Origin of the sequence: Promicromonospora sp. MS192, assembly GCF_049532985.1 — a bacterium.
In the GTDB taxonomy this organism is placed as follows: Bacteria; Actinomycetota; Actinomycetes; order Actinomycetales; family Cellulomonadaceae; genus Promicromonospora.
In genome coordinates this window covers 3,240,578-3,252,924 of the sequence record NZ_CP186693.1, presented here as the reverse complement: position 1 = coordinate 3,252,924, position 12,347 = coordinate 3,240,578, and the positions used below count along the sequence as shown (strand labels likewise).

Annotated in this window: 12 protein-coding genes; 6 read left to right on the top strand and 6 right to left on the bottom strand. The window is 76.8% G+C overall.

What is annotated here, in order from left to right; translation table 11 throughout:
• Nucleotides 1-130 precede the first annotated feature (130 nt).
• Nucleotides 131-1,141, top strand: coding sequence for an NAD-dependent epimerase/dehydratase family protein (locus ACO229_RS14650; protein ID WP_397409718.1), 1,011 nt, complete (start codon nucleotides 131-133; stop codon nucleotides 1,139-1,141).
• 33 nt (nucleotides 1,142-1,174) lie between these two features.
• Here the strand turns inward: ACO229_RS14650 and ACO229_RS14645 are convergent, their stop codons facing one another.
• On the bottom strand, nucleotides 1,175-2,302 hold the full coding sequence (locus tag ACO229_RS14645) for a sensor histidine kinase (protein ID WP_423461928.1): 1,128 nt from the start codon (nucleotides 2,300-2,302) through the stop codon (nucleotides 1,175-1,177).
• Complete coding sequence (locus ACO229_RS14640; RefSeq protein WP_423461927.1) at nucleotides 2,299-3,024, bottom strand: response regulator transcription factor; 726 nt, start codon at nucleotides 3,022-3,024, stop codon at nucleotides 2,299-2,301. The genes ACO229_RS14645 and ACO229_RS14640 overlap by 4 nt, the downstream gene beginning before the upstream one ends.
• Nucleotides 3,025-3,161: 137 nt before the next feature.
• On the opposite strand from ACO229_RS14640, the gene ACO229_RS14635 reads away from it, so the two are divergent.
• From ACO229_RS14635 to ACO229_RS14625, 3 genes are read left to right on the top strand one after another with little or no spacing between them, the layout of a single operon-like run.
• Nucleotides 3,162-3,827 carry a glycosyltransferase family 2 protein gene (locus tag ACO229_RS14635; RefSeq protein ID WP_423461926.1) on the top strand — a complete coding sequence of 222 codons (666 nt, stop codon included), beginning with the start codon at nucleotides 3,162-3,164 and terminating at the stop codon, nucleotides 3,825-3,827.
• Nucleotides 3,824-4,501 carry a TIGR04282 family arsenosugar biosynthesis glycosyltransferase gene (locus tag ACO229_RS14630; RefSeq protein ID WP_423461925.1) on the top strand — a complete coding sequence of 226 codons (678 nt, stop codon included), beginning with the start codon at nucleotides 3,824-3,826 and terminating at the stop codon, nucleotides 4,499-4,501. Before ACO229_RS14635 ends, ACO229_RS14630 begins: the two co-directional genes overlap by 4 nt.
• Entirely contained in the window at nucleotides 4,498-5,163 is a 666-nt protein-coding gene (locus ACO229_RS14625; protein ID WP_423461924.1) for a class I SAM-dependent methyltransferase, read from the top strand. The genes ACO229_RS14630 and ACO229_RS14625 overlap by 4 nt, the downstream gene beginning before the upstream one ends.
• Before the next feature lie 55 nt (nucleotides 5,164-5,218).
• Here ACO229_RS14625 and ACO229_RS14620 read toward each other — a convergent pair whose 3' ends face one another.
• Genes ACO229_RS14620 through ACO229_RS14610 form a run of 3 tightly spaced genes read right to left on the bottom strand, consistent with a single transcriptional unit; the run spans nucleotide 5,219 to nucleotide 8,321 of the window.
• Nucleotides 5,219-5,575, bottom strand: a complete 357-nt coding sequence (locus ACO229_RS14620; protein ID WP_423461923.1) for a hypothetical protein — start codon at nucleotides 5,573-5,575, stop codon at nucleotides 5,219-5,221.
• Entirely contained in the window at nucleotides 5,572-6,882 is a 1,311-nt protein-coding gene (locus ACO229_RS14615) for a molybdopterin-dependent oxidoreductase (protein WP_423461922.1), read from the bottom strand. The genes ACO229_RS14620 and ACO229_RS14615 overlap by 4 nt, the downstream gene beginning before the upstream one ends.
• The gene (locus ACO229_RS14610; RefSeq protein ID WP_423461921.1) at nucleotides 6,876-8,321 is read right to left on the bottom strand and encodes a hypothetical protein; all 1,446 of its coding nucleotides are present in this window, start codon (nucleotides 8,319-8,321) and stop codon (nucleotides 6,876-6,878) included. The genes ACO229_RS14615 and ACO229_RS14610 overlap by 7 nt, the downstream gene beginning before the upstream one ends.
• A gap of 132 nt (nucleotides 8,322-8,453) precedes the next feature.
• On the opposite strand from ACO229_RS14610, the gene ACO229_RS14605 reads away from it, so the two are divergent.
• Nucleotides 8,454-9,446 (top strand): DUF389 domain-containing protein, encoded by a 993-nt coding sequence (locus ACO229_RS14605; protein ID WP_423465310.1) that lies wholly within the window; start codon nucleotides 8,454-8,456, stop codon nucleotides 9,444-9,446.
• Here the strand turns inward: ACO229_RS14605 and ACO229_RS14600 are convergent.
• Nucleotides 9,400-10,311, bottom strand: coding sequence for an alpha/beta fold hydrolase (locus ACO229_RS14600; protein WP_423461920.1), 912 nt, complete (start codon nucleotides 10,309-10,311; stop codon nucleotides 9,400-9,402). The genes ACO229_RS14605 and ACO229_RS14600 overlap by 47 nt on opposite strands.
• Nucleotides 10,312-10,344: 33 nt before the next feature.
• Between ACO229_RS14600 and ACO229_RS14595 the strand changes: the two genes are divergently transcribed.
• Nucleotides 10,345-12,342: a BTAD domain-containing putative transcriptional regulator gene (locus ACO229_RS14595; protein ID WP_423461919.1), complete on the top strand. Its 1,998-nt coding sequence runs from the start codon at nucleotides 10,345-10,347 to the stop codon at nucleotides 12,340-12,342.
• Nucleotides 12,343-12,347: the final 5 nt, after the last annotated feature.

Genomic DNA, 12,347 nt, shown 5'->3' with positions numbered 1-12,347 from the left:
GCCGCGCCGTCAGCAGATGGTCAGGTTCAGGCGCTCGCGCCGGCCGGTCCCCGGCGGTTGACTCGACACCAGGACCGAGACACCACGAACGAGACACCACGAACGGGACGTCGTGCGAGAGGGGACGAGGATGCGGGTGCTGGTGACGGGAGGAGCCGGGTTCATCGGCCGGGAGGTGGTCGCGGAGCTGACCCGGCGCGGCGACGAGGTGGTGGTGCTGGACTCGCTGCGCGAGGACGTCCACGGCCGGGAGCCGGTGGTCGACGGGCGCACCGTCGTGGGCGACGTGCGCGACCCGGAGGTGGTCGGGCGGGTCCTCGCGGGATGCGACGCGGTGGTGCACCTCGCGGCGAAGGTCGGCCTGGGGGTGTCGCTGGCAGACATCGACGACTACGTCTCCTCCAACGACCTCGGTACCGCCGTCCTGCTGCGTGCCGCGCAGGTGCCGCACGTCGTGTACGCGAGCTCGATGGTCGTGTACGGCGAGGGGCGCTACGACTGCCGTGAGCACGGCCAGGTGGCGCCGCCGCCGCGCCGTGCCGAGGACCTGGAGGCGGGGCTGTTCGAACCACGCTGCACGGTGTGCTCGGCGCCGCTGCGGCCCGGCCTGGTCGGCGAGGACGCGCGGCTCGACCCGCGCAACGTGTACGCGGCGACCAAGGCCCACGGCGAGGCGCTGCTCGCGGCGTGGGCACGGCAGACCGGTGGCAGCGCGACCGCGCTGCGCTTCCACAACGTCTACGGGCCGGGCATGCCCCGGGACACCCCCTACGCCGGGGTGGCGGCTCTGTTCCGCGCGGCGGTCGAGCGGGGCGAGGCCCCGACGGTCCTGGAGGACGGGCAGCAGCGCCGGGACTTCGTCCACGTCGGTGACGTGGCCCGCGCGGTGGTCGCGGCGGTCGCCGCACCCCAGACGGCGGGGAACGTGACGCCGCTGAACATCGGCTCCGGGGTGGTGACCACCGTGGGCGAGATGGCCCAGGTCACCTCGAAGCTCCTCGCGGGGCCGGAACCCGTGGTGACCGGCGGCTACCGGCTCGGCGACGTGCGGCACGTCACCGCGTCGAGCGAGGCCGCGGCCGCGGCCCTGGGCTGGCGCGCCCGCGTGGGGCTGGCCGAGGGGCTGGCCACCCTGACCTGACCCGCGCGCCTCGTCCGGTGGCGGGCCCGCGCCTCACTCGGCGGCGGGCAGCCGCACCTCGACGTCGCAGCCCGCGCTGGTGCTGCGCACCGACACCTTGCCGCCGTGCTCGTCGACCACCCGGTCGACGTAGGCGAGGCCCAGGCCCGAGCCGCCCGCCTTGTCACCCTGATAGCCCGCGCGGAACATGTGCGGCACCTCGTCGTCGGGGATGCCGCCGCAGGTGTCGCGCACCGAGAGCCGGGCGAAGCCGTCCTGGCTCGTGACGCCCACCAGCACGCGGCCGCCCGGGCCGCTGGACCGGATCGCGTTGGACACCAGGTTGTCCAGCACCCGGCTCAGCTCGTCCCGGTCGCCCTGCACCCGGACGGCCCCGGCCACCGACTCCGCGAGCTCCACGCCGTGCTCCGCCGCGGCCGGGCGGGCGTGCGCCAGCACGCCCTCGAGCACCGAGCCCATGTCCACGGGCCCGGGGGCGGCCCGGCGGGGCAGCTCGTCCGAGCGGGACAGCTCGCCCAGGTCACTGATCATCCGGGACATCCGGTCCACGGCCGCGGCGATGCCGTCCAGCGCCGTGGTCGGGTCCGGGAACGCGCCGTCCCGCAGCCCGTCCGTCGCCGCGCGGATGCCCGACAACGGCGAGACCAGGTCGTGGCTGACGAAGCCGACCACCTGCCGGCGTGCGTCCTGGGCCGCCCGCTCGGCGGCACGGGACGCGTCCAGCCGGGCGCGCGTCGCCTCCAGCTCGGCCATCACCGCCGCCAGCTCGGCCGTCTCCGGGGCGGGCACCGCCGCGCGGTATGCCGCGGGCGGGGCGTCCTCGCCGGGGAACGGCACCTGACCGAGCCGCCGCGCGCCGTCGGCGACCAGCAGCACCTCCTGGCCCACCATCCGGCCCAGTGCCAGGGCGAGCAGCACCTCCAGCACGGTCGCCGTGCCGAGCACGAGCCAGACCACCGACGCGTCGTGCGGGGAGATGAACATCGCCGACACGTTGACCGCCAGCGCCGCGACCACCGCGGCGACCGGGATCAGCGCGGCCAGGAGCAGGGCGAGCATGAGCGACAGGCGGCGGGCCACCCGGATCGCGACGATGCCCACCACGCCGGACACGACCGAGCACGCGACGGTGACGAGCACCATGAACTGGACGTCGGTCATCGCGCGGCCTCCGTCGAGCCCGGGGCGACGGGCGCACCCGCCTCCGGCATCAGCGCGTACCCGCTGCCGCGCAGGTTCACGATCAGCGCGGGCCGGGCCGGATCGTCCTCGAGCTTCCTGCGCAGCCGCCGCACGTGGACCATCACGGTCGAGTCGTCGCCGAACGACCAGCCCCAGACCCGGCGCAGGAGCTCCCGCCGGCCGAACGGGTGCCCGGGCCGCTGGGCGAGGAAGCTCAGCAGCGCGAACTCCCGCGGCGTCAGCTCCTCCACGCGGCCCCGGTAGCTGACCGTGCGCGAGGCACCGTCGAGCACCAGCCCGCCCACCTCCAGGCGCACGGGCGCGTGCTGCACGTCGAACGGTCCGCGGCGCAGCAGCGCCTCGACGCGCAGCACGAGCTCCCGGGCGTCGAACGGCTTGGTCACGTAGTCGTCGGCCCCGTGCTCCAGGCCGACCACCCGGTCGTCGGCACTCGACAGGCCCGACAGCAGGAGCACCGGTGTCGCGTCGCCGTCCCGCCGGCGCCGGGTCAGCATCTCCAGGCCCGAGCTGCCCGGCAGGCGCACGTCGAGCACCACCGCGTCCGGCTGCCACGTCCGCCACGCACGCTCGCCCTCCACGGCGTCGGTCGCGGTGCGCGGGTCGTGGCCGGCCGCGGTGAGGTAGGCGGCGACGCTGGAGGCCACCAGGGCGTCGTCGTCCACCACGAGAACCTTTGTCATACGGAAACCATAGCCACGGCGTGCCGGGCCGGACCGGCCGCACGACGGGGACAGGCCGCCCCACGGCATCGGACGTCAGGTATCTGTCAGGTCGGTCGGCGTACCTCCGTGCAGGTCCGGCGCCTAACGTCGAGGACATGCTGCCGACACCCGACCCGACCGTGGACCTGGTCCTGCCCTGCCTGGACGAGGCCGAGGGCCTCGCCTGGCTGCTTCCCCGCCTCCCGGACGGGGTGCGTGCGGTGGTGGTGGACAACGGGTCCACCGACGGGTCCGCCGAGGTCGCCCGTGAGCACGGCGCCCTCGTGGTCCGGGCCGAGCAGCGCGGGTACGGCGCCGCGTGCGCCGCCGGGCTGGAGGCCGCGACCGCGGACGTGGTCGCGTTCTGCGACGCCGACGCGAGCCTCGACCCCGCGGACCTGCCCCGCGTCACCGGCCCGGTGCTCGATGGCCAGGCCGACCTCGTGCTCGGCCGCCGCCGCCCGGAGCCGGGCGCCTGGCCCTGGCACCTGCGCCTGGCCAACGCCGAGCTGGCCCGGCGCGTACGCCGCCGTACGGGCGTCGCCGTCCGCGACATCGGGCCCATGCGCGCCGCCCGGCGTGAACCCCTGCTCGCCCTCGGCCTGCGCGACCGGCGCAGCGGCTACCCCCTGGAGACGCTCGTCGCGGCCGCCGAGGCCGGCTGGCTCGTGGCGGAGGTGGACGTGCCCTACCGCATGCGGCGAGGCCGGTCGAAGGTGACCGGCACCCCGCTCGGCGCCTGGCACGCCGTCCAGGACATGTCGAAGGTCCTCGCCTCGTGACCGGCCCCACCCCGCCCCGGGTCGTCGTGGTGCTGGCCAAGGAACCCCTGCCCGGCAAGGTCAAGACCCGCCTGATCGGCCGGCTCACCGCGGCCGAGGCCGCCGGGCTGGCGCGGGCGGCGCTCGCGGACACGCTCGACGCCGTCCGCGCGCTGCCCGGGGTGCGGACCGTGCTCGCGCTGGACGGGCGCCCCGGGCCGTGGGTGCCGCCCGATGTCACGGTGGTCCCGCAGGCCTCCGGCGGGCTGGACCGCCGGATCGCCGCGGCGTTCGGCGACGTGCTCGGACCCGACGGCGAGCAGGGCCCCGCGCTGCTCGTCGGCATGGACACGCCCCAGCTCGGCCCGCTCCTGCCCGCGGTGGACTTCGCCGGCCACGACGCGGTGCTCGGCATGGCGGACGACGGCGGGTACTGGGCCGTCGGCCTGCGCCGACCGGACCCCGCACTGTTCCACGGCGTCCCGATGTCCGAACCCGTCACGGGTCAGGCGCAGCTCGACCGGCTGCGCGGAGCGGGCCTGCGGGTCCGGCTCCTGCCGCCCCTGCGTGACGTCGACACCGTGCCCGACGCCGCGGCCGTGGCCGGCGCCGCACCCGGGACGCAGTTCGCGCGCGCGTGGGCCGCGGTCTCGCACCGGGTGCCGGCCGGCGCGGGGCCGGAGCGCCGCGGATGACCGCCGAGGCCCAGCGCCCGGTGAACCCGCTCGTCCTGTTCGAGGCGGCGCTCGGCGGCTCGCCGGTGACCGCCGTGCACCTGTCCCACGTCGCGCCGGTGGACGTCGCGGCCTGGACCGCCGAGCGGGACGCCGTCGACGAGGCGATCGTGGCCCTGTGCGAGGGGCCGGTGCTCGACGTGGGCTGCGGTCCGGGCAGGTTCGCCGCGGCGCTCGCGGCGCGTGGTGTGCCCGCCCTCGGCATCGACGTGTCGCGGGCCGCCGTGCGTCGCGCCCGCGCGCGCGGTGCCGTGGCCCTGCGCCGGGCCGTCGAGGGGCCGGTGCCCGGCGAGGGCCGGTGGGGGACAGTGCTCCTGGCGGACGGGAACATCGGCATCGGCGGGGATCCGCGCGCCCTGCTGCGGCGGTGTCGCGAGCTCGCCCGGCCGGGCGGCCTCGTGCTGGTGGAGGCCGACCCGGACCCCGACACGGACGTGTCCGGCCCGCTGGTGCTGCACGCCGAGGACGGGCGGCGCTCCCGCCCGATGCCGTGGGCGCGCGCGGGCAGCCGCGTGCTGCGGGCGATCGGCGCGGAGCTGGGGCTCACGACGGCCCAGGAGTGGGAGCTGGCGGGCCGCGTGATGATGTCGTTGCGGACACCGTCGGCCGCCGAGCCGTTCTGAGCCGGACACGTCAAAGGCCGGGCCGGGGAGACCGGCCCGGCCTTCCACGCACCCGTCAGCGCGCCGCGCTCCAGAGGGCCACGAGCCAGACCAGCAGGAGCGTCCCGAGCACCAGGACGGCGCCGCGCAGGACCACGCCGGCCCGGACGCGCCCGGGACCGTCGGCGACGACGCGGCCTCGCGACCGGTCGCGGGCGAGCGCCGGCAGCCGGACGAGCACCAGCCAGCCCAGCGCGATGACGAGCGGGGCGATGATCGCGTCGTTGAGGGCCACCGAACCCGCCAGCCACACACCCCACGGCAGCCACCAGTGGGACGGTACCGACGTGAGGGCCAGCCAGACCCACCAGGCCACGGCTGCGGTGCCGGCGAGGACCAGCACCCGGCGTGTCCACACCGTCGCCGCGCTCATGCCGCGCTCCCCACGACGAGGCGCGAGACCCACTTGGTCTGCAGCACGCCCGGGCGGTTCGGCACGATGATGCGCGCCGGGAAGCCGTGGTCGAGGTGGAGGTCCTCGCCCGCCAGCGTCAGCGCCAGGAGGGTGTCGTCGTGCGCGACGTAGGAGCCCGGCAGGTCGGACGTCGAGTAGGACGTGCCCGCTGGTTGCAGGCTCACCACGTGGACGGGATCGTCGGGCCGCCCGCCGCAGAGCGTGGCCAGGTCACGCAGCCGGACGCCGCTCCACCGCGCCGAGGCGCTCCAGCCCTCGACGCAGGCGATCGGCAGCACCGCCTCGTGCTGCGCCATGGCGAGCAGCTCGGCGCGGCTCAGGCGCGAGGTACCGGCCGGGCCGACCAGCTCGAGCGCCCAGTCCGGGTCCGTGGCCAGCTCCTCGACCCGGGCGCCCCGGGCCGTCTTGTTGACGGTCAGGCCCTGCGGGCCGTCGAACGGGTCACGAGGGGCGAGCAGCGCGATGGCGCGCAGCGGGGTCACGGTCTGGCCCACCGTCAGGGCCGTCAGCGCGAGGGTGGCCACCGCGACCGACCCCAGGAAGCCGCGGCGGGTCGCCCCGGCGCCGGGGGCGGTGTCCGCAGGTACCGGGACCTCGCCTTCCGGCGCGCCCGCACCGCCGGCGGCGTCCGGACCGTCCGCGGCGTCCGGACCGTCCACCGCGGACCGGCCCGTGCCCGCCGCCATGTGCGGGCCGGCACCCGGACCGTCCAGGTCACGCGCGGACGCCGCGAACGCCCGGAGCACGATCGGCAGCTTGATCCCCACGTGCACGAGGGCGGCGCCGAACGCCAGCCACGCCGTGGCGTAGTGCACGCTGGTGAAGCCGAACCCGAAGACGTAGAGCTTGAAGACGTTGAGGATCCCCGTGACCACCTGGAACACGGTCGCCGCGACGAGCACGCCCACGGAGCCTCGCTCCAGCGCGTGCCGCCACCCGGTCAGCGGCGGGCGGACGAAGAGCTGGGGGTAGACGGTGTACAGCTTGGCCAGGACGAGGGGCAGGCTGGCGAAGCCGACCGCCACGTGCAGGCCCTGGTTCAGCCGGTACGCCCAGACGGGCTCCGGGCCGAACGGCAGCCACGACACGGGGTGCTGGTGCAGGTGCGAGACCAGACCCGTGACGAACAGGATCAGGATCGCGGCGCCGAGGAACGCCCCCAGCCGGGCCACGACGCGTTCGTCGTGGACGGGGGAGCGGAAGTCGGCGGGCTCGGGCACCCGCAACCAGGGCGGGCGGGAGGTGGACAGCGGTCGGTTCACCATGGTGACTCCAGGATCGTGTCGAGCAGGATGGTCAGGCCGCCCTGCGCCCACAGCCAGGCGGCGGGCACGGGGCCGTACGCGGTGGTCGTGGCACCCGCGGGGTCGCCGCGGGCCGCCCGGAGGCCGGCTGCCGCGGGGACGACCCAGAACGCCACCGGGAGCCAGATGCGCTCCACCTCGCCGCGCTCGAACCCGAGCAGCGCTCCCGACAGTGCGGCGGCCAGGGCGAGGCCCACCACGACGCGGGTGACGGTGCCGGTCCGCCGCAGGCGGGTGAGCCCGCCCACGGCCGCGGGGCCGGTGATGGCGCCCAGGACCGCGAGGTCCACGAGCAGGAAGTAGAGATAGGGCCGGGCGTTCCCGACGGGCGCCCAGACCGCGTGGGTCGCGGCGATGCCGTCCCACACCCAGAACCCGCCCAGCCCGGCTGCGACCACCATGCCTGCCGCGACCGCACCCGCCCCGACGGTGGGCGCGACCCGGCGGGTCAGCAGCAGCGGCGCGAGAGCGATCAGCCCCATGTGGAGCAGGCCGTACGACAGCAGCGGGCAGGCACCCAGCAGCAGACCGGCCGCGACCGCGTACACCCACCGCGTACCGCCGTTGCCCGGACGGGAGGCGAGCGCCAGGAACGCCACGCCCCACGCGAGCACCCCGGCGAAGAACGCGTCGGCCGACGTCGCCACCCACAGCGCGGCCGGTGCCAGCACCAGGGCGGGCACGACGGCCCGGGCGGTGCCCTCGGCGGCTGCACCCCGGGTCGTCCCGCCTGCGCGGCCCCGCTCGAGCGCCCGCAGGGTGACCGGGACCGCGGGCACGGCCGCCGCCCCGGCCAGGACGAAGAGCGCCGTCGCCCAGCCCGGTCCGCCCAGCCCCGCGCGGTCGAGCACGGCCAGCAGCAGCACGAGCCCGGGCGGATGGCCCCGGACGTGGATCGGGTAGTCGGGCAGGTGGTCGACGAAGCCGGCGAGGAACGCCGCGGGGTCGGCGGCCGCCGACGGGACCACGGGCAGGTACTCGTGCTCCCCGCGGACGGGCGCGGTCAGCTCGTTCCACGAGGTGATCACGGCCAGCGCCACCGCCCAGGCGGCGGTGGCGGCCCAGGAGACGAGCAGCAGGACCCGCCAGGGCAGGCGCGCCACGAGGCCCGGGCCGTACCGGACGACGGCGACCAGGAGCACGACCGCGGCGAGGATTCCCGGCCCTGTCCGGACGACCCAGTGCCCCACGAAGGGTTCGGCCCCGGTGAGCAGCGGCACGTCGCTGCCGTACCGCAGGAGCGCGCCGACGAGCCAGAGCAGGGGGACCGACACCGCCCACGCGGACACTGCCAGGACCGGTCCGCGGCGCTCCCACCAGGTCGCGCGCGGGACCGGGGGCAGGGCGGCGGGGCGCCGTCCGGCCGCCGGTGCGGTCTCGGGCTGCGGGGTGGGGGTCACCGTTCCATCGTGGCGTCCGGCCGTCGCCCACGGGGTCCGGACGACCTGACGAAAGGCTGACGATGGGCGTCGGGCGCGGATCCGCGCCGGCGCGTCTCCGCCGGCGCGGGATCCCGGTACGGTGACCGCGTGATGCAGCACCTGCGTGTGGTCAGTCCCTCCGGCACCACGGCGGACGTCGTGGACCTGTTGCGTTCCGACCCCGCCACCACCAACGTCGTCGTGCTCCCCGACTGCGCCGTGGACCCACCGGGGGACGTGGTCATGGCCGACGTCGCCCGCGAGGGGCTGAGCCCCGTCCTGGACCGCCTGACCGACATGGGCCTGCACCGCGACGGGTCCGTCGCCGTGGAGACCGTCGACACGTCCCTGTCGCACCACGCCACGCGGGCGGAGGCCGTGACACCGGGGCTCTCGGAGGACGCGCTCGTGTGGCCCGAGGTCGTGGACCGCACGGAGTCCGAGTCCCGGGCCTCGCTCGGCTACCTCGCGCTCATGGCCCTGGCCACCACGATCGGCATGATCGGCGTGCTGTTCGACCAGCCGATCCTGATCGTGGGCGCCATGGTGACCGGCCCCGACTTCGGCCCGCTCGCCGCGATCTCCGTGGCCCTCGTCGGCCGGCGCTGGCGGACCGTCGGACGGGCCGTGGCGACGCTCGGCGCGGGGTTCGCGGCCGGGTTCGTGGCGTCCGTCGGCATGGCGCTGCTGCTGCAGGCCTGGGGGCTGGCCGACCAGTCGACGCTCCTGGCCGACCGCCCGCAGACCTCCTTCATCTGGGCGCCCGACGCCCTCAGCTGGGTGGTGGGCGCCCTCGCCGGCGCGGCCGGCATGATCTCGCTGACCACCGGCCGGGCCGGCGTGCTCGTGGGGGTCCTGATCTCGGTGACCACGGTGCCGGCTGTCGGCAACGCGGCCGTGGCCCTCGCCTACGGCGTCGGTGAGGAGGCCACGGGGTCCCTGGCCCAGTTCGCCATCAACGTCGCCATGATCGTGGCGGGCGCGGTGGTGTGCCTCCTGATCCAGCGGACGTGGTGGCACCTGCGGCCACGGTGGCGGGTCGAGCGGCCGGTCACCGCTACCGGTTCTGCCGGCCGGCCTGCACGCGGTCCTGCCTACGGGTGAGGAGCGCACGCAGCGCGGCCACCACCTCGTGCGGTGACTGCTCGGCCATGAAGTGGCCCGCGTCCAGGGTGCGGTGCTCCAGGTCCGTGGCCCACGCCGACCACAGGCCGGCCGCGTCGTACCCGAGCGCGGCGCCCCAGTCCTGCTGGAGCACGGTGACCGGCATGGTCAGCCGCCGTCCGGCGGCCCGGTCGGCCCGGTCGTGCTCGACGTCGATCCCCGCCGACGCCCGGTAGTCCGCCACGATCGAGGGCACCGCCGCACGGGAGGCACGCAGGTACTCGGACCGCACGTCGGCCGGGATCGCGTCGGGCCCGGTGCCCCACGCGTCGAGGAAGAAGCCGAAGAAGTCGTCGGCCGCGGCGGCGATCATCCGCTCGGGCAGGCCGGGCGGCTGCGCCATCAGGTACAGGTGGAACGCGACGGCGGCGTCCGCGCCGTGCAGCACCTCCCACATGTCCAGGGTGGGCAGCACGTCGAGCACGGCCAGGTGGGTGACGCGGCCGGGGTGGTCCAGACCGGCCCGGACCGCGACGAGCGCGCCCCGGTCGTGACCGGCCAGCGCGAACGTCTCGTGCCCGAGCGCTCGCGCCAGGTCCACCACGTCCTGGGCCATCGTGCGCTTCGCGTAGGTGGTCCGGTCGTGCTCGGCGGGCTTGTCGCTCGCGCCGTACCCGCGCAGGTCGGGCACGATCACCCGGTGGTCGCGGGCGAGGTCCGTGGCGACGTGCCGCCACATGAGGTGGGTCTGCGGAAAGCCGTGCAGCAGCACGACCGGGCTGCCGGAGCCGCCGGCGGCTACGTTGAGGACGACGTCGCCCACGGCGACGCGCTGGTAGTCGAACTCAGGGATGCTCGGTGTCATGCCCCGAATCTCCCGGACGTGGATGAGCAGATGATGAGTGACGGTACGGACGTCCGGATCGGCGTGCTCGGCCCGGTGACCGCCTGGGTGGGCGGGGCCGAGGCCGTGCTGGGCGGCCCCCGGCAACGGGCGGTGCTCGCGCGCCTGGTCGTGGCGCGCGGTCGCGTGGTCACGGCCGGCCGGCTGGTCGAGGACCTGTGGCCGGACCCCTCCCCGGGGGCGCTCGCCGCGCTGCGCACCTTCGTGGCCGCACTGCGCCGCGGGATCGAGCCGGACCGGCCGGCGCGCACCCCGGCCCGCCTGCTGGTGACCGACGGCCCGGGGTACGCGCTGCGCGCCGTGGCCGTCGACGCGTGGTCGTTCGAGGCGGCGGTGAGCGGTGCGCGCGACCAGCCGCCCGCGACGGCGCGCGCTGCGCTCGACCAGGCCCTCGACGCCTGGCGCGGCACCGCCTACGCCGGCCTGGACGAGCCCTGGGCCGTGGCCGAGCGCGCGCGGCTGACCGGGCTCCGCCTGGTCGCCGTCGAACGGCGGGCCGAGGCGCGCATCGCCCTGGGGGAGGTGGCCGACGTCGTACCGGGGCTGGATGCGCACGTGTCCGAGCATCCCTGGCGCGAGGAGGGGTGGCGCCTGCTCGCGCTGGCGCTGTACCGGTCGGGGCGGCAGGCGGACGCGCTCGCGGTGCTGCGCCGTGCCCGTGCCCTGCTGGTGGGTGAGCTCGGCGTGGACCCCGGCCCGCGGCTCGCGGCGCTGGAGTCCGCGGTGCTCCGGCACGACGCGGGGGCGGGGCCGCCGGCGGCGGGGGACGACGTCTGGCGGGACACCACCGCGGCCTACGACCGCGTGGTGGCGGCCGGCGCCCGCACGCGGCTGGAGTCCACGGCCACCCTCCTGCGCACCCTCGCCCTGGCCGGTGGTGAGGGTCTGGCCGCGGCTCGCGCGCAGCGGGTCGCGGCGGTCCACGCGGCCGAACAGCTCGGCGACCCCGAGCTCACCGCCCGGGTGATCGGTGCGTTCGACGTCCCCGGCGCCTGGACCCGGTCGGACGACGCCGGCCTCGCCGCCGAGCTGGTCGCCGCGGCGGAGCGTGCCCTCACGGCCCTGCCGCAGGACGCGCCCGACGCCGTCCGCGCACGGCTGCTGGCGACGGTCGCGGTCGAGTCGCGCGGTCTGCCCGGGCCCCGTGGACCCGAGGCCGCCCGCCGCGCGGAGGAGCTGGCGCGGCGGACCGGCGACCCCGGCGTGCTCGCGTTCGCGCTGGCGGGCCGGTACCTGACCCGGTTCGAGCGGACCGGCCTGGCGGCCGAGCGCGACGAGATCGGCGCCGAGCTGGTGTCCCTGGCGGCGCGGCACGGCCTGACCACGTTCGAGATCCTCGGGCACCTGGTCCGGCTCCAGGCGCTGTCGGCGCTCGGGCGGTGGGAGGCGGCCGGGCGCCATGCGGAGGACGTCGCCGCGCTGGGCCGGCGCCACGAGCGGCCGCTGGTCGAGGTGTTCACCCGCTGGTTCGCCGCGCTGCGGACGGCGGCCACCGGGGCACCCGTCGACGTCGCGGACCGGGCCTACCGCGACGCCGCCGCGACCCTCGACGGTTCCGGCATGCCCGGGCTCGCCGACGGCCTGCTGCCGCTCTCGCTGCTCGCGCTGCGGGTGGGCCGCGGCCTGCCGGCCCGAATGCCGACCGGCGCCGGGCCGGGAACGGCCGCGGGGGACGACCCGGGCGGTCGCGCCGCCGGCGACACGTGGGGCCCCTACGCCCCCTGGGCCGAACCCCACCTCCTGCTCGCGCGCGGTGCGGACGCGGCGGTCGCCGTCCGCCGGCTCCCGGACCCGCCGCCCGGGCTGCTCGCCGAGACGCTGTGGGTGCTGGCCGGCCGGGCGGCCGTCGCGGTGGGCGACCGGCGGGTCGCCGAACGCGCCCACGCCGCCCTGCTCCCGGCCGCCGCCGAGGTGGCGGCGGGCAGCGGCGTCCTCACGGCCGGCCCCGTCGGGGACCACCTGGACGCGCTGGCACGGTTCCTCGCCGGGTGACGGCT